Source organism: Nonomuraea mesophila, from assembly GCF_004352805.1.
Lineage (GTDB): Bacteria > Actinomycetota > Actinomycetes > Streptosporangiales > Streptosporangiaceae > Nonomuraea > Nonomuraea longispora.
In genome coordinates, this window is record NZ_SMLD01000012.1 from 1 (window position 1) to 21155 (window position 21155).

General features: G+C 69.4%; 23 protein-coding genes. 14 read left to right on the plus strand and 9 right to left on the minus strand.

The features are described from left to right. A partial coding sequence (locus E1295_RS06940; RefSeq protein ID WP_132628843.1) for a LysR substrate-binding domain-containing protein occupies positions 1-611 on the plus strand: 611 nt, incomplete at its 5' end. Positions 612-802: 191 nt separating this feature from the next. Here E1295_RS06940 and E1295_RS06945 read toward each other — a convergent pair. Continuing rightward, positions 803-1807, minus strand: coding sequence for a helix-turn-helix transcriptional regulator (locus tag E1295_RS06945; RefSeq protein ID WP_132628844.1), 1005 nt, complete (start codon positions 1805-1807; stop codon positions 803-805). A gap of 91 nt (positions 1808-1898) precedes the next feature. On the opposite strand from E1295_RS06945, the gene E1295_RS06950 reads away from it, so the two are divergent. From E1295_RS06950 to E1295_RS06960, 3 genes are all read left to right on the plus strand, one after another. Further along, a complete protein-coding gene (locus E1295_RS06950; RefSeq protein ID WP_246079885.1) occupies positions 1899-2435 on the plus strand; it encodes a VOC family protein in 537 nt (178 codons plus the stop codon). A 107-nt stretch (positions 2436-2542) separates the two neighbouring features. Then, positions 2543-3403, plus strand: a complete 861-nt coding sequence (locus E1295_RS06955) for a TetR/AcrR family transcriptional regulator (protein ID WP_132628845.1) — start codon at positions 2543-2545, stop codon at positions 3401-3403. Continuing rightward, on the plus strand, positions 3396-4667 hold the full coding sequence (locus E1295_RS06960) for a glycosyltransferase (protein WP_132628846.1): 1272 nt from the start codon (positions 3396-3398) through the stop codon (positions 4665-4667). Before E1295_RS06955 ends, E1295_RS06960 begins: the two co-directional genes overlap by 8 nt. A 189-nt stretch (positions 4668-4856) precedes the next feature. Here the strand turns inward: E1295_RS06960 and E1295_RS06965 are convergent, their stop codons facing one another. The 3 genes from E1295_RS06965 to E1295_RS06975 all read right to left on the minus strand — a co-directional run bounded on the left by E1295_RS06965 (position 4857) and on the right by E1295_RS06975 (position 5994). After that, complete coding sequence (locus E1295_RS06965) at positions 4857-5039, minus strand: hypothetical protein (protein WP_132628847.1); 183 nt, start codon at positions 5037-5039, stop codon at positions 4857-4859. Between the two features lie 133 nt (positions 5040-5172). Continuing rightward, positions 5173-5379 carry a hypothetical protein gene (locus E1295_RS06970; protein WP_132628848.1) on the minus strand — a complete coding sequence of 69 codons (207 nt, stop codon included), beginning with the start codon at positions 5377-5379 and terminating at the stop codon, positions 5173-5175. 81 nt (positions 5380-5460) lie between these two features. Continuing rightward, a complete protein-coding gene (locus E1295_RS06975) occupies positions 5461-5994 on the minus strand; it encodes a dihydrofolate reductase family protein (RefSeq protein ID WP_220448573.1) in 534 nt (177 codons plus the stop codon). 148 nt (positions 5995-6142) lie between these two features. Between E1295_RS06975 and E1295_RS06980 the strand changes: the two genes are divergently transcribed. Beyond that, positions 6143-6733, plus strand: a complete 591-nt coding sequence (locus E1295_RS06980; protein WP_246079886.1) for a TetR/AcrR family transcriptional regulator — start codon at positions 6143-6145, stop codon at positions 6731-6733. Between the two features lie 570 nt (positions 6734-7303). On the opposite strand, the gene E1295_RS06985 is transcribed toward E1295_RS06980, so the two are convergent. The 3 genes from E1295_RS06985 to E1295_RS06995 form a co-directional block, all read right to left on the minus strand. Then, positions 7304-7612, minus strand: coding sequence for a hypothetical protein (locus E1295_RS06985; protein ID WP_132628851.1), 309 nt, complete (start codon positions 7610-7612; stop codon positions 7304-7306). Positions 7613-7706: 94 nt separating this feature from the next. Next, positions 7707-8903: a sensor histidine kinase gene (locus E1295_RS06990; protein ID WP_166427114.1), complete on the minus strand. Its 1197-nt coding sequence runs from the start codon at positions 8901-8903 to the stop codon at positions 7707-7709. A gap of 27 nt (positions 8904-8930) precedes the next feature. Next, the gene (locus E1295_RS06995; protein ID WP_132628853.1) at positions 8931-9587 is read right to left on the minus strand and encodes a response regulator transcription factor; all 657 of its coding nucleotides are present in this window, start codon (positions 9585-9587) and stop codon (positions 8931-8933) included. A gap of 176 nt (positions 9588-9763) precedes the next feature. Here E1295_RS06995 and E1295_RS07005 point away from each other — a divergent pair, with 176 nt between their 5' ends. The 7 genes from E1295_RS07005 (at position 9764) to E1295_RS07035 (ending at position 16384) form a co-directional block, all read left to right on the plus strand. After that, positions 9764-10654 (plus strand): ABC transporter ATP-binding protein, encoded by an 891-nt coding sequence (locus tag E1295_RS07005; RefSeq protein WP_132628854.1) that lies wholly within the window; start codon positions 9764-9766, stop codon positions 10652-10654. Then, positions 10651-11703 (plus strand): ABC transporter permease, encoded by a 1053-nt coding sequence (locus E1295_RS07010; RefSeq protein WP_132628855.1) that lies wholly within the window; start codon positions 10651-10653, stop codon positions 11701-11703. Before E1295_RS07005 ends, E1295_RS07010 begins: the two co-directional genes overlap by 4 nt. Beyond that, positions 11700-13112: a S41 family peptidase gene (locus tag E1295_RS07015; RefSeq protein WP_132628856.1), complete on the plus strand. Its 1413-nt coding sequence runs from the start codon at positions 11700-11702 to the stop codon at positions 13110-13112. Before E1295_RS07010 ends, E1295_RS07015 begins: the two co-directional genes overlap by 4 nt. An 11-nt stretch (positions 13113-13123) precedes the next feature. Then, positions 13124-14278 carry an alpha/beta hydrolase family protein gene (locus tag E1295_RS07020; protein ID WP_132628857.1) on the plus strand — a complete coding sequence of 385 codons (1155 nt, stop codon included), beginning with the start codon at positions 13124-13126 and terminating at the stop codon, positions 14276-14278. Positions 14279-14362: 84 nt separating this feature from the next. Continuing rightward, the gene (locus E1295_RS07025) at positions 14363-14707 is read left to right on the plus strand and encodes a hypothetical protein (RefSeq protein WP_132628858.1); all 345 of its coding nucleotides are present in this window, start codon (positions 14363-14365) and stop codon (positions 14705-14707) included. A gap of 52 nt (positions 14708-14759) precedes the next feature. After that, positions 14760-15200 carry an IS3 family transposase gene (locus tag E1295_RS07030; protein ID WP_166427115.1) on the plus strand — a complete coding sequence of 147 codons (441 nt, stop codon included), beginning with the start codon at positions 14760-14762 and terminating at the stop codon, positions 15198-15200. Positions 15201-15409: 209 nt separating this feature from the next. Further along, positions 15410-16384, plus strand: coding sequence for a hypothetical protein (locus tag E1295_RS07035; protein ID WP_132628860.1), 975 nt, complete (start codon positions 15410-15412; stop codon positions 16382-16384). A gap of 83 nt (positions 16385-16467) precedes the next feature. Here E1295_RS07035 and E1295_RS50730 read toward each other — a convergent pair whose 3' ends face one another. Then, positions 16468-16830 carry a hypothetical protein gene (locus E1295_RS50730; RefSeq protein ID WP_246079887.1) on the minus strand — a complete coding sequence of 121 codons (363 nt, stop codon included), beginning with the start codon at positions 16828-16830 and terminating at the stop codon, positions 16468-16470. 594 nt (positions 16831-17424) lie between these two features. Next, positions 17425-18546, minus strand: coding sequence for an epoxide hydrolase family protein (locus tag E1295_RS07045; RefSeq protein WP_132628861.1), 1122 nt, complete (start codon positions 18544-18546; stop codon positions 17425-17427). 62 nt (positions 18547-18608) lie between these two features. On the opposite strand from E1295_RS07045, the gene E1295_RS07050 reads away from it, so the two are divergent. Together E1295_RS07050 and E1295_RS07060 are read left to right on the plus strand one after the other, a co-directional pair. Continuing rightward, positions 18609-19667: a helix-turn-helix transcriptional regulator gene (locus E1295_RS07050; protein WP_132628862.1), complete on the plus strand. Its 1059-nt coding sequence runs from the start codon at positions 18609-18611 to the stop codon at positions 19665-19667. Between the two features lie 327 nt (positions 19668-19994). Further along, positions 19995-20612: a reverse transcriptase family protein gene (locus E1295_RS07060; RefSeq protein ID WP_220448574.1), complete on the plus strand. Its 618-nt coding sequence runs from the start codon at positions 19995-19997 to the stop codon at positions 20610-20612. Positions 20613-21155 lie beyond the last annotated feature (543 nt).

Here is a 21155-nt window from a genome sequence, read left to right on the forward strand (position 1 = left end):
GGCTGGGGGTGTTCGCGACGGTGACGGCCTGCCAGGCGCTGCTGCCGGACCTGCTGGCGCCGTTCCGGGCGGCGCATCCGCGCATCCGGGTCGATCTGCGGACGGGGGACGCGGCGGCGGCGCTGGCGCGGCTGGACGAGGGGGAGGTGGACGCGGCGGTGGCGGCGATCCCGGCCCGGCTGCCGGCGTCGCTGGTGAGCCGGACGGTCGCGGTCACTGAGCTCGTGTTCGTCACCGGCCCGCACGAAGTCCCTGATGAAACCTTGGAGGGTCGCGGGCTGGAAGGGCCGTTCGTCCTGCCGCGGCGCGGGCTGGTGCGGGAGGCGGCCGACCGGTGGTTGCGGGCGCGGCTGCCGTGGCGGCCCGAGGTGGTGGCCGAACCGGAGGGGCACGAGGCGCTGCTGGCCCTGGTCGCGCTCGGATACGGGACGGGAGTGGTGCCGCGCATGGTGCTGGAGAACAGCGGGGTGCGCGACCGGGTGCGGGTGGTGGCGGCGGATCCGGCGCCGGCGCCGCTGAAGGTGGGATTGTGCGTACGGCGGGCGGATCTGCGGCGGCCGTTGGTGGCGGCGCTGTGGAGCCTGACCGCCGGCCCGGGAAAAACCGGGTGAGATTCCGGAGAAGCCCGCGCAGCCGCCGGCGGCCTCGAACCGGTGAACACCACGCTGGACGGATCACGGCGCGCTCGAGTCCGGGGCGCCGTGTGGCGCGGGCGTAGATGGAACAGAATCGGCGCGGGAACGCCCTGGACGACCGGACGCCCGGCGGCTGTTTCACAGGTGCACGCCTGTGAAACAGCTCTCTAGGTTTGATCGGAGGCGGTTGGAGGCTCTTGATCTGAGCGGCGTTCGTCTCCAGGGGCGGTGGTCCGGATGTGGTCGTGAATGCGGGCCAGGTGGTCCAGGAGGGCCGGCGGGCTGTGAACCTCGAAGGGGCAGTCGAGGGACAGGAGGCGGAGCGCGAGCCACTCGACGGTGTCGCAGGCGCTACGCCAGCGGGTCCGGTCGCCCTCGGGGGTGAGAGAGCCGTCGCCGAGGTGGTCCTGTAGCCGGAGGACCGCTTCGGCGAGGGTGAGGTGGAGGGTCACGTCGGCGCGGTGGACCGGCGCCATGGCCAGGGCAGCCTGCGCGAGGTGGGTCCGCACGTCTTCCTCGGACAGGCGCTGCGAGGTGCGGGCGCCCGTTCCGCGCGGAGCCTGGATGCGATCGGCTCGGAAAGTGCGCCAGGCGCGGCGGTCGATGTCGAAGGCAACCAGATACCAGCGGTGGTGCGCGCTGACCAGCCGCTGCGGTTCGACGTGCCGGGCGGTCATCTCGCCTTTCCGGTCCCGGTAGCGCATCCGCAGCCGTTCGCCGCCCGCGGCGGCAACGGCAAGAGTGGTGAGGACATCGGGGTCGGCGGTGCGGCCAGGAGGCACCCAGCCCGAAATCGAGCCGCCCAAGGCGCGGACGCGGTGGCGCAGGCGGACGGGCAGCGAATTGCTCAGCTTCGCCAGGGCCCGGAGCCCGGCCTCCTCCAGTTCGGGCACACCTTGCACGGCAACGGTGCGCAGCCCCAGCGCGACGGCGATCGCCTCGTCGTCCTCCAGCAGCAGCGGCGGCAGCGCCGAGCCCGCGATGAGCCGGTAACCACCGTGCGCGCCGAGGTCGGCCGCCACCGGATAGCCCATCTCGCGGAGCCGCTCGACGTCGCGCCGGACTGTGCGGTGGGTGACACCGAGCCGCTCGGCCAGTTCTCTCCCGGGCCAGGTGCGCTGCGTCTGCAGAAGTGAGAGCAGCGAGAGCAGCCGCGACGTGGGACCGGACATGATGCAGAGTATGTCGGCCATCTAGGACCGGAACAAGCCTAATTCCTGCCTACGCTCTGTCTTCCACAGCCGCACACCAGGGAACGGGATCATGATGTCCGAGCAGGTCAGCGCCGCCCCCAAGGGCTACACCAGTGTCGCGCCGTGGGTCGTCACCGATGACACCGGGGCCTTCCTCGACTACGTCTCCTATGCCTTCAACGGCACGGAACTCGGCCGGGTGGCCACCGAGGACGGGTTGATCGGCCACGGCGAGATCCGCGTGGGTGACACCGTCGTCCTCGCCTTCGACCGGCGCCCGGACTGGCCCGCCATGCCGAGCCTCCTGCGCGTGTTCGTGCACGACGCAGAGGCGGTCTTCACCCGCGCCGTCGAGGCGGGCGGCACCGTCGTCACCCCTGTCGCCTCCGACGCCTTCGGACAGCGGGGCGGCCGGATCAAGGACCCCTTCGGCAACATCTGGTGGGTGGTCTCCCACGTCGAGGACGTCCCCGAACAAGAGATGTGGAAGCGCCTGCAAGAACCCGTCTACGCGGCGGGCATGCGCGTCGCCCAGGAAACATTGGACGCCGAACTCAGCGGCCGCGTCCGAGGCCGCAGAAGCGCACCGGTCCGGCCGCCCGGCTGACGGGCACCGCGGGGGCCGTCGCGGTCGCGCGGTGGTGGCGCTGGTTGCTGCCGTGCGGTGGCGGATGTCCAGATCCGCCCACGTCCGGCTGCGTGAGGAGTCCTGACATGGCGCGCTCGATGCGCGATCGCTTGATCGGCAGTAAGGACACGCTGAAGCGGCGCATCGACGAGGCGGCCAAGTTCGTGGATCTCGACCAGGTGTGCATCTCGCCGCAGTGCGGCTTCTCCTCCACCGTCGAGGGCAACGAACTCGCCATCGACCAGCAGTTCGCCAAGCTCTCCCTCATCGTGGAGGCCGCGCCGAGGCGTGGGGGTAGGCCCTTTCGTTTGACTCGTGAGTCAAACGAATGTAGTTATGACTCCATGGAAAGTGGGGCAAGGCGTTCATATCGCATGGGCGCCCGGGCCGCGGCCATGAAGGCCACGCGTATGCGCGTGATGCAGGCGGCGGCCACGCTGTGGATGCGGCACTGGTATGACGACGTCACGCTGCAGGACGTCGCCGACGAGGCGGACGTGTCGGTGCAGACGATCGTCAACCGCTTCGGCGGAAAGGAGGGCCTGGCCGACGCCGTCGCCGACTGGGTGGCCGCGCAAACGATGATCAGCCGCCAGGCGCCGATCGGTGACGTCGACGCGATCGTGGCCGTGCTCTTCGCGGACTACGAGGGGCGCGGCGAGGGCAACGTGCTCTGGATCGCGCAGATGGACCGCATCCCCATGGCGGGACGGGTGGCCGCACACGCCCGCGACCAGCATCGGGCATGGCTGGAACAGGTCTTCGCCGACCGCCTCCCCGCATCGGGCCCCGCCCGCGAACATGCGCTGAACCTGCACCACGCCGCCACGGACGTCTACCTGTGGAAGTTGTGGCGGCGCGACCTCGGCCTGTCGCGCGAGGACGCCGAACGCGCCATGCGCGACCTGCTGACCTCGATCGACCCACGAAAGAGAAACAATGCCTGAGAACTTCCTGTTCGCCACCTGGGCAGGCGGCGGAGCCGTCCCGCCCGTCCTGTCGGTCGCCCGCGCGCTGCGCGAACGGGGCCACGAGGTCCGGGTGTTGTCCGACACGTCGTTGCATGAGGAGGTCGCCGCCGCCGGACTGGAACCGGTCGCCTGGACCACCGCGCCCCAGGGTGACCCCGCCGACCCGGCCAAGGACGTCATCAGGGACTTCGAGACCCGCACCCCGTTGGGCGCGTTCGCGCGGCTGAGAGACCGCATCGTCTGCGGCCCCGCGGCCGACTACGCCAGGGACACGCTGGCCGAGCTGCGCGCCCGGCCGGCCGACGTACTGGTCACCGAGCAGATGCTGCTCGGGGCGCTCATCGGCGCCGAGGCCGCGGGTGTCCCCGCAGCCTCGCTCGTGACCACCCTCTATCCGCTGCCCACCCCGGAAGGGCCGCCGCCCGGGGTGGGCCTCGCCCCCGGCTCGGGCGCGCTGGGCCGCTTGCGCGACCGGATGCTGAGCCGGTTGGTGCTCATGCCGTGGGCGAAGGGACTTCCCGCACTGAACGCCGCCCGCGCCGCGAACGGCCTGCCGCCGGTCGACTCGGTGCTCGACGCGTTCGAGCGCGCCGACCGGGTGCTCGTGCTGTCCCCGCGCGCGCTCGACCACCCCGGCAGGCGCTTCCCCGCCCACGTACGGCACGTCGGCGCCCGCCTCGACGATCCGTCCTGGACCGGGGACCTGCATTTGCCCGAAGGGGACGCGCCGCTGGTCCTGGTCGGCCTGAGCTCATCGTTCATGAACCAGGGCCCGCTGCTGCAGCGCATCGCCGAAGCCCTCGGCACGCTGCCGGTGCGCGGGCTGCTGACCACAGGCCCGGCCGTGGACGCCGCCACGATCCGCGCTCCCGGCAACGTCCTGGTCACGGCGTCCGCCCCGCACAACCTCGCGCTGCGCCACGCCGCCGTGACGATCACCCACGCCGGCCACGGGACGGCCGTCAAGTCCCTGGCCGCCGGGGTCCCCCTGGTCTGCATGCCGCTCGGGCGCGACCAAGGGGGTGTGGCACGCCACGTTCAGGCCGCCGGGGCCGGGATCACCGTGGGCAAGAACGCCTCACCCGGCACCATCGCCCGGGCGGTGTCGCAGGTCCTGCACGAGCCGTCCTACCAGCGCGAAGCGCGGCGGCTGTCGGCCGAGATCGCCTCCGAGACGGCCACCGACCTGGCAGTCACCGAGCTGGAATCCCTCACCACACCAGCGGGACGGCAGGGCTGACGACGCCCCTGGACGCAACCCGGCCGAACCCTTCGGGCCGCCACAGCCGCTGCCGAGCTGACCCGCCCCACACTGCCCGGGCCCCGCGCTGCGTCGCTCCCCGCGCTGCCCGGCCGCGGAGCGCCGTCATGCCGAGGCCGGCCATCCGCCGGACCGTCCGGGATCCCTGAACGTCCATGCCCTGGGCGATCAGGGGATGTCGGCCCGGTCGGCGTCGCCGTACTGCCATCTGAGCAGCTGGGTGACGTCGAACAGGCGCTCGTCCAGCAGCCCGGCAGCGAACAGCGGCCTGGCATCGGACGGGACCACGTGCAGGTGGCCGTCGCGAACCTGCCTCGTGTACGCCACGTCCCGCCCGGGTCCGGAGATCACGCGGTGGCCGTTGCCGATGACCTCGACCCGGTCGCCGATGATCAGGGTCGCCCCCTGGCCGGCGGCTGCTGAGGCGGGAGCGCGAAGCCGGCCGTCCCGGCTAAGAGTGCCGCGACAAGGACGGTACGCGCGATCATGCGCACCCCTGCTTCTCGACCTGGAGCGCCGCCTCTTCCGCGGGCATCGGCTCCTCCTGGACGAACAGACTGGCCATGCCGCCCTTGGTGATGATGCCTCCCGTCACGGACATCGAGTCGGGCGCCCACGGCTTGCGGTCCTTCTCACCCGGGAACAGGAATTCGTCGATGCTCAGCCCGCGCCCTGCCCGGATGTTCGGCACCCTTCTCACCACACTGTGCGTGCCTGCCGGGAAACGGATCAGGAGAAGCGGACCCGATAGCTCGGAGGACCTGCACGTTGGCTAACGGAGGACTCGGTAGCGAAGATGAGCCTCACTCGCGAAGGCTGATGTATCGAGGCGCTCAAGCTCGATGTGCCGCCCAAGGCCTGCGAACAGCGAGATGCCGTCGCCGAGCAGGACCGGCGCAACGTGCAGGTGGAGCTCGTCGACGAGACCGAGCCGCAGGCACTGTCGTGAGATGGACCCTCCGAGCAGGCTGACCCAGCCGTCCCCGGCCGCTTGTGTGGCCAGCCTGACGGCCTCGTTGATGTCGTCGACGACGAAGTTGTACGTGGTGCCGTCGCGCTCGATCGGCTCATGGGCGCTGTGGGTCATCAGGTAGACCGGGACCTTCAGCATGCCGCCATACGGGATCTCGCCGTCCTCGATGGTCTGGGTCTTGTTCGCGCCGCCGACCACCGCGCCGATCCGGCTCATCACTGTCTCGACGACGGCGTGATCCTCGGGAGCGGAGGGTCGGCCGAACATCCAGTCGACCCCGCCGTCCTCCTTTGCCATGAACCCGTCAAGAGTGATGGTCGCGTGGACGATCACGGTAGCCATAAGCCGCTCCTACCTCCGAGAGGTGAGTCGATCGACTCACCTCTATCAACCTAATCGTGTTCGTAATGGTGAGTCAAGGAACTCGCCTCGATGAGATACTGAACGGATGACACGTGGACGCTCCTCGTATCACCGTGCGGTGGCCGCGACCAATCGCGAGGCGATCCTCGGCGCCGCCGCGCAGCTCTTCCTGGAGTTCGGGTACGACCGCACGCCACTGGCGCGTGTCGCCGAGCGCGCAGGGGTGTCCAAGGCGACGCTCTTCAAGCAGTTCCCGACCAAGGCCGAGCTCTTCGAGGCAACGGTGCTCGCGGCAGGCGGATCACCGGCTCCGGAACCGGTCGAGATCCCGACCGGCGACCTCTACGCCGGTTTGGTGGTGCTAGGTCGCGCGTATTCGGAACTGTTGACTCGTCCTCGCATGGTCGCCCTGATGCGAACCGTGATCGCCGAATCGCATCACTTCCCCGAACTGCGCGAGCGGACCTTCGACTTCGGCACGCTGCCTGTGCTGCAGGCACTGGGGCGCTATCTGCGGGAGGCACACGCCGCAGGAAGCGCCGACATCGATGATCCGGATCTGGCATCCGCACAGTTCCTCGGCATGATCGCGTCCGCGATCTTCTGGCCGCGCCTCATGCACGGTACGTGGTCGATCACCAAGGAAGAGCAGACGCGAGCGGTCGACGAAGCAGCCCGAACGGTCGCCGCGCGCTTCGCAACTCCCTGACGTGATCATCCGCGTTCGGGCAGTGCCCAACCACAGGCGTACAGCCCCTCCCGGCTGGCTATGTCGGTGAGAATGAGAGTTGTTTGTCGGAGATTGGCTCTCATGATCGAAATGGCCGCAGGGCCGTGTCGGTGAGTTTGAGAACCACCTTGGCGAGCTGGTCGCGACCGCGGCAGTCCCCGGCCTTCCTCGATAGCTGCCGCCCGTGCCGTGGCGAAGCCGCAGGTTCAGGTGGAGCGCCCCACAGCGAAGCGAGGACGCACGACCTGTCACGACCTGGAGGTGCGGCGAGCGGCGGCCAACCTCGGCGCCGACGACTCACCTCACGTCCAGCGCGAGTTCCAGCCTTGAGAACGCCTCGACCCAACCGGGCGGCCTGTCGCCGTCGTCGTCCTCGTCGTTGAGCCTGGCCGGCTCGTCGGCGTAGCGGACCTCCGGCGGGAGGCCGCTGGGTGTGGTCGTTCATCGGATGAGCTCCTGCAGGTCGCACCTTCGGGAGCGCAGGGACACCTTGGACTCACGTGCCCATAACCATATGTCCCACTTAAGCCTGACACGGAGGGGGCGGCATTACAGGTCTTCGACGTAGCCGGCGGCGATCTCCTCGGGCGGGTTGGTGTACAGCTTCAGGTACCGCTCGTTGGCGTGGCCAAGGCGTCGTTCCAGCAGCGCGCCAAGCTGCCGGTCGGCGTCTTGGACCTGCAGGTCATGGATGGCGCCGATCTCGGCGACGATGGTGTTGACCGAGCGCGGCGACAGCCGCCTTCTTCGCCCGTCGCAACTGCTCGGGCTCGCGCGGCTCCAGCTGGGCCAGGTCCAGGCCGGCGATCTCGGCGCGGCGCAGCCCGGTGGCGAGCGCGGGTCGAGCTTTCCGGACAAGCCGACAACCTTTCGTAAGTGACTTTGCGGCGATCCTGCCCCTCGGCCGAAACGGCCGAGCTGGGCGTCTGCTGAGCCATGCCGCAAGGTTGCTTCACGGAAGGGCCGCCGTTTCCTGAAGTGAATCGGTATCCTGCGATCTCGCGTCCTTCGTCACCGGGTTCTGCGGGAGGTCGATGGTGATGTCGAGGCCGCCGCCGGTGCGGGCGTCGACCGTGATCCGTCCCTGGTGAGCGAGGGTGACCGCGCGCACGATCGACAGTCCCAACCCTAGACCTTCGGTGCGGATGCGGGTGCCCTGCCCATGCGCGAACGGTTCGAGCAGCTTCTCCGCCTCGCCGGGCGAGATGTGTCGGCCGGTGTTGGAGATCCGCAGCACGGCGCGCCCATCCGCCGGGCACGTCGCGACGGCCAGGTGCCCGCCCGGTCGGTTGTAGCGGATGGCGTTGTCGACCAGGTTGCCGATCATGCGTTCGAGCAGGATGGGTTCGCCGGTGACCGGTGTCGGGTGAAGCTCGGATCGTACGGTGAGGTCGGCGGCTGTCGCCCGGGCTTGGACGGTGTAGAGGGCGGCGGCCGCGATGGCGGCCAGGTCGACCTGTTCCCGCGCAGTGAGCCCGGCCTGGCTGCGTGCCAGCAGCAGCAGTCCGTTCAGGACGCACTGCATGTGCTCGACTGCGTCGCGTACGTCACCGACCATCGTGAGAAGTTCGGCACGGCTGGGGTTGCCGTCCAGGGTGACGTCGATCGCCGTGCGCGTAGTGGTCAGCGGCGTGCGTAGCTCGTGGGCGGCGTTGGCGGTGAACAGCCGCTGGCTGTCCAGGATGCGGTCCCGCTCGGCGACGCCGCGCTGGATGCGGTCGAGCATGTCGTTGACCGTGCCCGCCAATGCCGACAGTTCGTCGGCGGGGGTGTTGATCGGGACCCGCTCGGTGAGGTTCTCAGCCGACAGCTGCCGGGCGGTGGAGGAGATGACGCGGATCGGGCGCAGCACTCGGTCGGCCACCAGCCAGCCGAGTACGGCGGCCAGGGCGGTTACCACGATGAGCGCCAGAGCGGCCTGGGGCAGCAGCGCGGACAGGGTGTCGGTCTGCACCCGGTCGGCGAGAACTTGCAGGTCCTCGGCTGTCGGCATCGGCGGGGGTGTGCCTGATGGGCCAGCGCCGTTCTGGTTCGGGCGGGTGACGAAGGTGCCGCGGCGCATCAGCAGGTAGGTCAGCCCGGTCAGCGCGGCGCCGGCGGTCAGCACCAGGGCGGTCTGCAGCAGAGTGAGTCGAGCCCGGGCAGTCAACCGGGCCATCCTGAGTCGGACCACCCCTCACCCTCCAATTCGGTAGCCGGCGCCGGTGACGGTCTCGATCAGCGGCGGGTCGCCGAGCTTGCGGCGCAGCGTGCCGACGGTGATCCGCACCGCGTTGGTGAACGGGTCCGCGTGCTCGTCCCACACCTTGTCCAGGAGGGTTTCCGCGCTGACCACGTCACCGCCGGCGGCGAGCAGTTGCTCGAGCACGCCGAGCTCCTTGGGCGTCAGGCGCAGCAGCCGCCCGTCCCGCTCGGCGCTGCGCCGGGCCGGGTCCAGGGTCACGCCGGCGGCGCGCAGCACCGGCGGGCGGGCCGGTGCGCTGCGCCGTATCAGGGCGTGCACCCTGGCGACCAACTCGGAGAACGCGAACGGCTTGCCCAGGTAGTCGTCGGCGCCCAGCATCAGTCCGCCCACTCGGTCCTCAACGGCGTCGGACGCGGTCAGCATCAGCACCCGCGACACTCCCTGCTGGACGAGCCGGCGGCACACCGCGTCGCCGTGGACGACCGGCAGGTCCCGGTCCAGGACTACCACCTCATACGGCGTGATCTCGCACTTGTCCAGCGCGCTTTGGCCGTCGAGGGCGACGTCGACGGTGAAGCCGTGCTTGCGCAGCCCCGCTTCGATGTACCCGGCGAGGGGCTGCTCGTCTTCGACCAAAAGCACACGCATCCGGGCAGTATCGCAACACTCGCATATGGATCACATATGGTCCGCCGATCGCCCGCCGATAAGCGCCGGCCGGTAGATGTGATCGCTGGCAAGGCCCGCCGGGCCGGCCTCGACGACGAAAGCATCGAGGCCCTGTTCATGACCACCTTTCGGACCACCTCTCAGGAGGACATAGCGTGACTTCTGTTCTGCAGGCCCAGGCGCTGGGCAAGAAATACGGCAAGCGCTGGGCGCTGCGCGAGTGCACCGTCGACATCCCGGCGGGCCACGTGGTCGGGTTGGTGGGGCCCAACGGCGCCGGCAAGACCACGCTGCTGAAGCTGGCCTGCGGCCAGCTGGAGCCGACCGGGGGCGGGATCACCGTGCTCGGCGGCCGGCCGGGGGGCACGCCCGCGCAGCTGGCCCGGGTCGGGTTCGTCGCCCAGGACACGCCCGTCTACGCGGGCCTGACCGTCGCCGAGCACCTGCGGTTGGGAGCACGGCTCAACCCCCGCTGGGACGCCGGCTTGGCGCGGGAGCGTATCGCGCGGCTCGCCCTCGATCCCAGCCACCGGGCGGGCAGGCTGTCGGGTGGTCAGCGCGCCCAGCTCGCCCTCACCCTGGGCCTGGCCAAGCGGCCCGAGCTGCTCATCCTGGACGAGCCGGTCGCTTCACTCGACCCGCTGGCCCGCCATGAGTTCCTGCAAGGGCTGATAGAGGCCACCGTCGAGCACCGGTTCAGCGTGGTGCTCTCCTCCCACTTGGTCTCCGACCTGGATAGGACATGCGATTACCTGATCGTGCTCGTCGAATCGCGCGTGCAGGTGGCCGGAGAGGTCGACAAGCTGCTGGCCACCCATCACCGGCTCACCGGCTCGCGCCGCGATCCCGACCGGCTCCCCGCCGACCAGCACATGGTGTCCGCGCGCCACACCGACCGGCAGAGCACGTTCGTGGTCCGTGCCGACGCCCCGATCCACGACCCCGCCTGGAAGGTTACCCAGCTCAGCCTGGAGGATCTCGTCCTGGCCTACATGGACAAGCAGACCGCCGACAGCCGGCGCGCCGCGCTGGAGGTGCAGCGATGATCTGGCTGACCTGGCGCCAGCTGCGCGGCTCGGCCGCGATGATGGCCGCCGTACTCGTCATCTTCGCCGTCGCCCTGGCTCTGACCGGCCCCGACCTGGCCTCCGGCTACTCCGCCGGGATCACCGCCTGTGCCCAGGACGACACCTGCGGCCGCTTCTACGACCGCTTCTTCGGCGCGTACGAGATGCCGTTCATGGCCGTCAGTCTCGTCGTGCTGCTGCTGCCGGCGTTGGTCGGGCTCTTCTGGGGAGCACCGTTGATCAGCCGCGAGCTGGAGGCGGGCACGCACCTGCTGGTGTGGAACCAGAGCATCACCCGCGGCCGCTGGCTGGCGGTCAAGCTCGGGCTCACCGGCCTGACCGCCATGGCCGCCGCCTGCCTGTGCGGCCTCATGGTGACCTGGTGGTCCGCCCCCCTGGACAACTCCGCCCCCGGAAACTTGGCCCTGATGGCTCCCCTGGTGTTCGGCGCGCGGGGCATCGCCCCGATGGGGTATGCGGCCTTCGCCTTCGTCCTGGGGGTGACCGTCGGCATGCTGGTGCGGCGCACGCTCCCTGCCATGGCCCTCACGCTGACCGTCTTCGCCGCGATCCAGCTCGCCATGCCGCTGCTGGTCCGGCCCCACCTGATGCCCTCGATCACCGCGCCCTTCGAACTCGGCCGGGCGAACGTGGACAGCATTAACATTCCACGGGACGGAGGCCGATACCCGACTATCACGCTGAATTCGGCTGTTCCCGGCCACGCGGGCGCCTGGGTCCTGACCAACAATCTGCTCGACCCATCCGGACGCGCGATCGCCGGTGGTGATGGTGGAGCCCCCATCCGGATCTCCACGACGTCGGGACCCTGTGCACCATCGGGATCGGCCGCCGGTCAGGACGGCTGCTTGGCCGAGATCAACCGGCTCGGCTACCGGCAGCAGGCGACCTACCAGCCCCTCGAACGTTTCTGGCCCTTGCAGTGGATCGAGACCGGGATCTACGCCGTCCTCACCCTCGCCCTCACCTGGTTGTCCTTCCGGTGGATCCGCAGGCGGCTGCCATGACCGTCATCAGGACCGCCACCGCGGGGCTCGCCCTCCTCCTGGCGGCGGCTTGCACGGCGCCGACGCCCCCGCGCAGCCAGGCGAGCACGGCGGGCGGTACGGTCTGCGCGGCGCCCCAGAGCGCTCCCGGCGTGGAGAAGCCCACCACGATCGACGTGGTCGAGCAGGCGTACTTCTGCATCCTCGGCAACTACTACAGCGGCGCCACGATGGACGCCCGCTCGCTGTTGATCGCCGGGTTCATCGCCTTGACGCAGGAGCTCAACCGTAACGGGCGTGACGCGCCCGAGGCGACCATGCCGGCGCTGAAAGGTGACCGCAAAGCCGACTGGACCGCTTTCGAGGCCACCTTCCGGAAGATCACCGATCAGGTCCCCGACCTGCACGTCAAGCTGGCCGTGGCCACCTTGGAGGCCATGGTGGCCAGCCTTGACGACAACCACGCGTCCTGGGCACACGACGTCAAAGGGCGGCACCCCGAGTCCTACGAAGGCGACGGCTACGGCCTGGGTCTGCAGGCGAACGTCGATGGCGACCGCAACCTGGGGGTGGCCCTGCCCCCGCTGTTCGTGACCACCGTGCAGGGTGGCGCGGCGCAGAAGGCCGGGCTGCGCCCGGGTGACATCATCGAATCGATCAACGGTTCGGCGCCCTTCATCGATGGGAAGGCCACGCCCGCGATCGCCGCCCTCTTCCCGCGATACCCGCAGGAGCGTCCGGTCCGGCTGGGGATCTTGCGGGAAAGCACTGGCCGCCGGTGGAGCGTGTCGCTCAAGCCCGGCCTCTACCAGCGGGACCTGGCCACCCTGCAAGTGGTGCAGTCGAAGCTGCTGGACGACGACGTCGCCTATGTGCGGGTGCGCGGGTTCGCTCCCGATTCGGCGGATAGGGCACTCAAGGCGCTCTTCAGGTTGCGCACCGATCGGACGCTCGCCGGGATCGTGCTGGACCTGCGTGGCAACGGCGGCGGCCGAATCACGGAATCGACCCGGCTGCTGAGCGCGTTCGTCCACGGCAAGACCACCCACTACCTGTGCACCGTGGACGACAAATGCGAAAGCCTGCGGACTGACGACACCGTCGAGCTGCTCAACCTGCCGCTGATCGTGCTCACCGATCGCGGCTGCGCCTCGGCGTGCGAGCATGTCAGCTCCGCCGTCAAGGACCTGCGCATCGGCAAGCTGGTCGGCACCAGAACCGCCGGCCTCATGTCCGGCCCGGCGCAGCCGTACCTGCTCAGCAACAACACGATCCTGGCCTTCCCATCGAGGCACGGCCTGGGGGCCGACCGCGAGGAGATCAACCGGATCGGTGTGGCTCCCGACCACCACGTGCCCCTGACCCCGCAGGACGCCGCCGCCGGGCGCGACCCCGCGCTGGCCAAGGCCCTGACCCTGCTGCGCAAATGAAGGACTCCTCGATGAGACTCCTCCTGGCAGCCGCCGCCGGACTGGCCGTCCTGGCCGCGTCCGCCTGCTCCGCGCCCGCGCCGCCTCGCTCCGCTGTCCCGTCGGCCACGCCCACCGGCCCCGCCGTCCTGCCCGCACCCACCGGCGTCCATCCGGTCGGCACCACCGTCCTGCATATGAAGGACACTTCGCGCCCCGATCCCTGGAACCTCGACGTCGATGCCAGGGAGCTCAAGGTCACTCTGTGGTATCCGACCAAGCAGCGCGACGGGCGGAAGGCGCCGTACATGTCGCCGAAGGAGTCGGAGCTCGTCCTGAGGGGGTGGGGGATCGGCGGCGTGCCGGACGACACGCTGAGCAAGACGCGAACCAACGCCGTCAAAGACGCGAAACCCGCGGGGCGCAAACTGCCGCTGGTGGTGCTGTCCCCCGGCTTCACCAGGCCGATGAGCATGCTCACGTCCCTGGCCGAGGATCTGGCCAGCCGAGGCTACGTGGTGGCCGGCATCGACCACACCTACGAAAGCTACGCCACGGCCCTGGCTGACGGGCAGGTCGCCGAATGCCTCGCGTGCGACAGCGACACCGACGCGGGCTTCGGCACTGGGGTGGTGACGGGCCGGGCGGCCGACGTCTCCTTCGTGCTCGACCAGCTGACGACGAAGTGGGACGGTTCCGGCCTGATCGATCGCTCCAAAATCGCGATGGCGGGCCAGTCGATCGGCGGGGCCAGCGCCATGTCGGCCATGATCAAGGACACTCGGATCCGCGCCGGGATCGACATGGACGGCACCACCTACGCCCGCATCCCCAAGAACGGGTTCTCCCGGCCGTTCATGTTCCTGGGCTCTGCGCAGCACGTTCCCGGCGGCGCCGCCCCCACCTGGGACCGCGATTGGAAGCTGTTGACCGGGTGGAAGCGCTGGATCGTGCTGACGGGCGCCGAACACCAGTCCTTCACTGACGGCCCGCTGCTGGCGGAGGCCCTCGGCAGCAAGCCCTCCTACGGCGTCCTGCCGGCGGCGCGCGCCATCGAGCTCACCCGTGCGTACGTGGCGGCCTTCTTCGACCAGCACCTGATGTCGCAGCGGCAGCCCATCCTTGACAAACCGTCATCGCGCTACCCCGAGGCCAAGCTGTGCCCCGAGACCTGCGGTCAATCATGAATCCCCGCCCGCCGTGGGCCGGAGGGCTGCCACCCAGCACCGCCGACGAACCGACGACCCCGAACACCCATACACCGACAAACGATGGAGATCGACATGAACAGCATCCCCGGTCAGAAGCGCTCGCGCAGGAGCATCGTGGCGGCCATCGTGCTGGCCGCAGTCGCCTTGGGCGGCGCGGCCTGCGGAGGTGACCCGGAACCCGGCGGGACCGAGGCGTCCATGGCGCCGCAGGGTGATGCAGCAGCCTTCGCCACGTGCATGCGCGAGAACGGCGTGCCGTCGTTCCCCGACCCCGGCACAGACGGCGCCTTCGTGAAGAACGACAAATCCAACACCCCGGAGTTCAAGAAGGCCGAGGAAGCCTGCAAGCAGTACCAGCCGCAGAGCATCCCAAGCATGACCCCCAGCAAGACCAGCGGCAGTTGAGCGTCATGGAGTTGACCCGGTTTGGTGGACACCTGATCTCTGGGGAACCCTGGTGCCCGGAAGAAGGAGTCTGTACTACGCCTGGGTCGCCCGGCTGCGGCGTGGCCCGTCGGCACGGGCCGGACGCGACGCCGGGCTGACCGCGAAGATCCAGCGGCGTCACCAGGCCTCGGACGAGATCTACGGTGCGCCGCGCATCCATGCCGATCTGCGCGAGATCGACGGCGAGCGGGTGGCCCGGTTGATGCGAGCCGCCGGGCTGGCCGGGGTGAGCAGGCGCAAGGGCTGTCGCACCACCATCCCCGACCCGCGCGCTGCGTCCGCATCCGACCTGGTCAAACGCCGATTCACCGCCGATGAGCCGAACCAGGTCTGGACGGCCGACATCATCTACATGCCGACCTGGCAGGGCTTCGTGTACCTGGCGGTGGTGCTGGACGTGTTCTCCCGCCGCGGCGATGGCAATCCACCCGCCGCCCGCAGGCCGGGGTGATTCACCACAGCGACAACGGCAGCCAGTACAGTACACCTCGATCGCCTTCGGCCCGCGGTGTGAACAGGCCGGTGTGCGCCCGTCGACAGGGCGCACACCGGCACGTGCTTCGACAACGCGATCACCGAGAGCTTCTTCGCCTCACTGGAGTGCGAACTCCTCGACCGGCGCACCTTCCACACCAGCTCAGAAGCCGAACGGGCAGGATCGTGCGCACGAGCGGCGTCCCCGAACTGCTGGACGCGCTCACCGAACGGTTATCGCCGACTGATCTGCAGACGCTGCTACTGGAAGTCTCCCGCCGCCGCGCCGCCGTTGTAGCACCTGCCCATCTGCTCCGGTCCTACGAACACAACCGGTTTACTCGCCCCTCGGAGCTGGACCCTGCCGAGCTGGCCTCCCTGGAGATCCTGGTACACGATCGGCTGGCCGAGCACTTCTTCACCAGCCTGACCTTGTCGCCACTGTGCCCGCTCGGGACCGTCTCGGCGGTGGCGACCGCAGATCAGAACAAAGTAGTGACGACCATGCGCACCACCGAGGTCGTCGCGGACGTCACCAATGTTCTGGCCTTGGAGTGTGCGGCACGCCGCCGGGACCTCTTGCGGGCCGATCCACGTTCACGCGAGCGGGTGCGCCTGGCAGCCGTCCATCGGGTGATACGCGGCCAGGCCTTCGCCACACCAGCCATGACGGCGCACTTCGCGCTGCTGGGTCTATGCACCGCCGGCCGCGATGAGGGCTGCATAGCTTTCGAGATGGCGGCCTTGGCCGAGCAGATCGGCGCCCTCCTCGATGTCCTGGAGGGTGCCCGCGCCCTCGGATACCAGGCCGACGCGATACGCGTGACGGTCACCGATCTCACCGGCGGACAGCACCGCCGAGCCTTGCGGACGAACGTCCTGGACCGACTCGCGGCGGCGCATCCCGGCACCGTGTTCGCCTTCGACGACGACCGCAGCAGCGGCCGGGGTTACTACACCGGCGCCTGCTTCGAGATTCGCGCCACCAGCCCGAGCGGAGACGACCTCAACCTCGGCGACGGCGGAGGGGTCACCTGGAGCGCGGACGTACTCAGCAACGCGAAGGAACGCCTGATCATCAGCGGCCTGGGCCTCGAACGCCTGTGCGAGTGTTTCCGCCTCCCCGGCACCGGGAGCCACGCAGAAGTCTCGCCGACATGATCAGATCCCTGCGCTTGCGGGCGTGGCAACCGCCAGACCAGGCCCGGAACTCCTATAGCTCCTGCGAGCCGCCACTCAGTTGATCAGTGGGTACGGGGACGGAGCGCCAGAACCTCGGTGACCTTGGCGATGGCTTCGGCGCCGGGTTTGTGCCGGGTCTTGCCCATGATGAGCTGCAGCGGGACTTCGGCTTCGCCGAGGTGGGTGGCGGCGCTGTGGCGTAGCTGGTGCAGATCGAGCCCGGCGTACTTCTCCAGCAGGACGCGGGCGCGGTCGTAGCCGAGGCGGGCGCGGCCGGTGTGCGGGCAGATGTCGGCAGCGGCCGGGCGTCGGGCGGGGACCTGGCGGCGTTCGGACAGGAACAGCGGGCCGTGCGTGCGTGTGCTGCCGTCCGGGAGCTGGAGGAGCCGGGGCAGCAGGTGGGCGGTGCCGCTGTCCCGATACACCCCCTCGGTGGCCCCGCCTTTGGAGCGGACGGGGCGCGGCGGTGCTCCACGTCGAGGTCTTCGACGTTCAGCGCCAGGATCTCCGCGGCCCGGGCCGCCGTCTCGTACAGCATCCGCCACAGCGTCTTCGCCCGGAGCGGGATGTCGCGGCGGGACAGCAGCCGGTGGATGGTGGTCTTGGCGACCGCGCGGGTCTCGTCGGCGCTCTCCTTGCGGCGTTCGACGTCGGCTGGGACCGATGGCGCGGCCCAGTGCTTCTTGGTCTGGCACCAGATCAGCCAGAAGGCGATGGCGGCGCGGTTGCGGTTCCTGGCCACCCCGCGCAGGACGGCGACCTTCAGCGCGGAGCTCATGCCGGCCACCATGCGACGTCCGCCGCGATGTACCGGACAACGTGCCGGAGTGGCGCACCGCCCCGGCGAGGGGTTCTCCTTGTCGCCGCGCCGGATGGATGAGCCGATGCCCCAGGCGCGCTCGCGCAGGCCGGGGGCGAGGGGTGCGGGATCACGGTGAGGGCACCGCGAACGCGATCACGGGGATCTCGCTAGGCCCAGGTCCTGGCCGTGATCCGGGCCGCGGCTCGGACCAGTGGGGTCACCGGTAGGCGCCGAAGAACTCCCGTAGGTCGCCGAGCAGCAGATCGGGGGCCTCCATCGCGGCGAAGTGGCCGCCACGGTCGAAGTCCGACCAGCGCACGACATTGTTGATCTTCTCCTCATCGCGGCGCAGCGCGATGTCCTGGATGGTGAACAGGGCCACGGCCGTCGGCACCGAGGACGTCTTCTGCTCGCCCCACTCCTGCCCGTCCTCGTAGTAGAGCGCCGCCGAGGAGCCCGCCGTGCCGGTCAGCCAGTAGATCGTCACATCGGTGAGCAGCAGGTCCCGGTCGATCGCCTCGTGCGGAAGCGGCTTGGCCAGGTCGGTCATGTCGCGGATCTTGTCGATGATCCAGGCGAGCTGGCCGACCGGAGAGTCGGTCAGTCCGTAGGCGAGGGTCTGCGGCCTGGTGGACTGGATGGCGATGTAGCCGCCGGCCTCGTTCATGAACTCCTGCAGCCGCCGCACCCTGGCCCGTTCCCGATCGGTGAGCGTGGGGTCGTCTTCGGCGGTGCTCGGGTAGGTCGTGCCGCCGTTGACGTGCACCGCGACGACGTTGTCCGCAGCGACCAGGCCCAGCGCCCGGGCAATGCCGCCGCCGAAGTCGCCGCCCTGGGCGCCGTACCTGTCGTAGCCGAGTCGGCGCATGAGCTCGGCCCAGGCGGCGGCGATGCGCGTGGTCGTCCAGCCGGCCTCCCGGGTCGGCCCGGAGAAGCCGAAGCCCGGGATGGAGGGGATGACCAGGTGGAAGTCCTCCGAGAGCGGCTCGATCAGGTCGAGGAACTCCACGACTGAGCCGGGCCAGCCGTGGGTGAGGATCAGCGGCAGGGCGTCGGGCCTGGTGGAGCGGACGTGCAGGAAGTGGATGTCCTGTCCGCCGATCTCGGTGGTGAACTGCGGATAGGCGTTCAGTCTGGCTTCCCAGACGCGCCAGTCGTAGCCCTCGGCCCAATAGGCGGCCAGGTCCTTGAGATAGCCGACGGGCACTCCGCGGCTCCAGTCCTGGCCGTCGATCTCGCTCGGCCAGCGGGCGCGGCCGATCCGCTCACGCAGGTCGTCCAGTTCGGCCTGGGGGATCTGAATGCGGAACGGGCGAATCTCGAAGTCGTTGTCGCTCATGACGCCGACATTAGGGGACACCTAGGACAGGATGAGTCCTAGGTGTCCGGCAGGATGGAGCCATGCTGAAAACCTCGGCTCGGCTGCTCAAGCTCCTGACCCTCCTGCAGACCCGTCGCCGGTGGCCGGGCGCGGAATTGGCGGACCGCCTCGGCGTGACCCCGCGCACCGTACGCCGCGACGTCGACCGGTTGCGCGAGCTCGGCTATACCGTCCACGCGGTCGCCGGGGTGGCGGGATACCAGCTGGGCGGCGGAGCCGACCTGCCGCCGCTGCTGTTGGACGACGAGGAGGCGGTGGCGGTCGCCGTGGGGTTGCGCACCGCCGCGGGCGGCACCGTGACCGGAATCGAGGAGAGTTCGGTCCGGGCGCTGATCAAGCTGGAGCAGGTGCTGCCGCCCCGGTTGCGGCACCGCGTCCACGCGCTGCAGTCGATGACGGTCCCGATGACCACCAACATGCCCGCGGTCGACCCCGGCGCCTTGACCGCCATCGCGGCGGCCTGCCGCGATCATGAGACCCTGCGCTTCGACTACCGCTCTCACGACGGCGTCCACAGCAGCCGGATGGCGGAGCCGTACCGGCTGGTGGCCACCGGCCGCCGCTGGTACCTGGTCGCCTACGACACCGAGCGCGCCGACTGGCGCACCTTCCGCCTCGACCGGCTCAGCCTGCGCTCACCCAACGGCCCGCGCTTCGTCCCCCGCGACCCGCCCGCCACCGACCTCGCGGGATACACCTCCCACACGATCTCCAGCGCCCCCTACCGCTACCAGGGCCGCTTCACCGTCCACGCCCCCGCGGAGACCGTGGCCGAGCGTGTTTCCCCTACGACCGGCACGGTCGAGCCCATCGACGAGCGGACGTGCACGCTGGTCTGCGGCTCCAACTCACTCGACGAACTGGCTCTGTGGGTGGCTCTGATAGGGGCGCCGTTCACCGCGCACGAGCCACCTGAACTGGCCGAGCACATCCGGACGCTGGCCGCCCGCCTCATGGACGCCATCGTGGCGCCGGACGCTCGGCCCACCCGCCATGGACCAGCGGCATCGCGCAGTGTCGTCCAGGGCGGCGAAGCGGCCGGCGCGCCAGGATGGCGCACGGGTCCACGCCATGACTGAAGTCCGATACCTGAATGACGGTTCGTCATAGCCGTCATAGCGGTCATCGCATCGTCGACAAGGGAGGTTTCGTCCCGTCTCGCCGGCTTCCAGCAGGTCGGTCACGATGCCCTGGGCGGCTCGTTCGGTAATGCCGATGCTCTCGGCGATGCCGCGGATCCGCACCTGCGGATCCGCCGCAATGATCAGCAGCACGCGGGCGTGGTTGGTCAGAAATGTCCAGCTGGAGCGTCGATCAGCGGCGTCACCCATGCCCCGCGACGACCGTGACCCTGGTTCATCGAGGGAGACATCGCCGACTGCTTCGGGAGCCTTGATCATCAGGTCATGCTCTCGATCCTGGCGGAGAAGATCCACGACAACCGGTTCCTGAGGCTGCTGCGCAACATGCTCCAAGCCGGATACCTGGAGGACTGGGTCTGGAACGCGACGCTCAGCGGTGCACCGCAAGGCGGTTGCGCTTCACCCATCCTCTCGAACATCTATCTGCACCGGTTGGACGTCTTCGTCGAGACGGTTCTTATCCCGGAATACACCCGAGGGGGAGGCGGGTCGCGCAACCCTGCCTACCTCAAGGAGGCCAACACACTCGCGCGGGCCCGCAGAGCCGGAGACCCAGCCGAAGCCCGGAAGGCCCGTGATCGAATGCGGAGCCTGCCGAGCGTGGATCCTACGATCCCGGCTTCCGGCGACTGCGGTATGTGCGCTACTGCGATGACCACCTGCTCGGGTTCACCGGACCGAAAGCCGAAGCCGAGGAGATGGACGAACTGCCTGACGAACACGGAAATCTCGCGTACGGCATCCACGAACTGCCCGTCACCTGGTAGGTGGAGCATGCGGATCACCGCCGACGCCACCGTCTGCATCAGCGCCGGCATGTGCGCGCTCACCGCGCCCGAGGCCGTCCGGCTGTGCCCCAGCGGGGCGCTCGGCATCAGATAGGCCTCGACATCGGATAGGCAAAGAGCAGACACGAGCCTCGATGATCTAGACGGGCCAACGAGCCGTCCTGCCGTCGGACATCGAACGGTGCGAGCCGAGCTGAAAGCGGAAGTTGTTTGCGCAGCTCAGGACCTGTTTGGCTGGTGTCACGGTGGTCACCGGCCACCCGATTTCTCCGACTACACCCGCGCAACCGCGGCCACCGGCGTCTCGAACGCCTGACCCCGTACTTCCCGACGAATCAACGAACAACAGGAAAAGACGAGCATGTCTGGTCCGCAGGACACGGTAGTTGTCGTGACAGTGGCGCCGGCGGGATCGGTGTGGCCGTGGCCGCCCGCATGGCTTGGGACGGAGCCAAGGGTCTTGGTCACCGACCTGCTCGACGAACAGGGTGCGATGGCTCCTCCTGCGTTTCCACCATCGAGCCCGGAAAACGGCGACCGTCGCGTGCTGGCGTGAGGCAAGAGCCGGCCCTCTCCTGACATCGGTCGGAGCCCCAGTCCGGGACGTTCACGATCGGTGCCCCCACTTGCTGGTATG

Coding starts and splice junctions, on each gene's coding strand:
- E1295_RS06950 (WP_246079885.1), top strand. CDS start 1,899: ATGATGTCCGAGCAGGTCAGCGCCGCCCCCAAGGGCTACACCAGTGTC.
- E1295_RS06945 (WP_132628844.1), bottom strand. CDS start 1,807: ATGTCCGGTCCCACGTCGCGGCTGCTCTCGCTGCTCTCACTTCTGCAG.
- E1295_RS07045 (WP_132628861.1), bottom strand. CDS start 18,546: ATGAGCGACAACGACTTCGAGATTCGCCCGTTCCGCATTCAGATCCCC.
- E1295_RS07060 (WP_220448574.1), top strand. CDS start 19,995: ATGCTCTCGATCCTGGCGGAGAAGATCCACGACAACCGGTTCCTGAGG.
- E1295_RS07010 (WP_132628855.1), top strand. CDS start 10,651: ATGATCTGGCTGACCTGGCGCCAGCTGCGCGGCTCGGCCGCGATGATG.
- E1295_RS06960 (WP_132628846.1), top strand. CDS start 3,396: ATGCCTGAGAACTTCCTGTTCGCCACCTGGGCAGGCGGCGGAGCCGTC.
- E1295_RS06995 (WP_132628853.1), bottom strand. CDS start 9,587: ATGCGTGTGCTTTTGGTCGAAGACGAGCAGCCCCTCGCCGGGTACATC.
- E1295_RS07025 (WP_132628858.1), top strand. CDS start 14,363: ATGGAGATCGACATGAACAGCATCCCCGGTCAGAAGCGCTCGCGCAGG.
- E1295_RS07050 (WP_132628862.1), top strand. CDS start 18,609: ATGCTGAAAACCTCGGCTCGGCTGCTCAAGCTCCTGACCCTCCTGCAG.
- E1295_RS07020 (WP_132628857.1), top strand. CDS start 13,124: ATGAGACTCCTCCTGGCAGCCGCCGCCGGACTGGCCGTCCTGGCCGCG.
- E1295_RS06955 (WP_132628845.1), top strand. CDS start 2,543: ATGGCGCGCTCGATGCGCGATCGCTTGATCGGCAGTAAGGACACGCTG.
- E1295_RS07015 (WP_132628856.1), top strand. CDS start 11,700: ATGACCGTCATCAGGACCGCCACCGCGGGGCTCGCCCTCCTCCTGGCG.